The sequence below is a fragment of the Pseudomonas sp. 65/3-MNA-CIBAN-0223 genome (assembly GCF_040310425.1).
In the GTDB taxonomy this organism is placed as follows: domain Bacteria; phylum Pseudomonadota; class Gammaproteobacteria; order Pseudomonadales; family Pseudomonadaceae; genus Aquipseudomonas; species Aquipseudomonas gregormendelii.
The window spans coordinates 1-250 of sequence record NZ_JBEOPV010000266.1 but is presented as its reverse complement, the minus strand read 5'-3'; the positions used below and the strand labels follow the sequence as shown (position 1 = coordinate 250).

The following is a 250-nucleotide window of genomic DNA, read 5'->3' as shown; positions in this document are numbered from 1 at the left end:
TATTTACCCACGAGAAATTGAAGAAAAGCTCTACAGCCATAAGGACGTGCAAGACGCCGCCGTGTTTGGCGTGCAAAGTGACAAATATGGTGAGGAGGTGTGCGCCTGGATTAAAGTTCGCGCCAATGCCGACATTACCGAAGACGATATTCGTCATTTTCTAACTGAAAAATTCGCCTATTTTAAAGTGCCGCGCTACATCAAGTTTGTCGACCAATACCCCATGACCGTCACTGGCAAAATTCAGAAA

Annotated in this window: 1 protein-coding gene; it reads left to right on the top strand. The window is 45.6% G+C overall.

Translation table 11 applies throughout. The features are described 5' to 3' along the window. A partial coding sequence (locus AAEZ09_RS28830; protein ID WP_502947620.1) for an AMP-binding enzyme occupies positions 1-250 on the top strand: 250 nt, incomplete at both ends.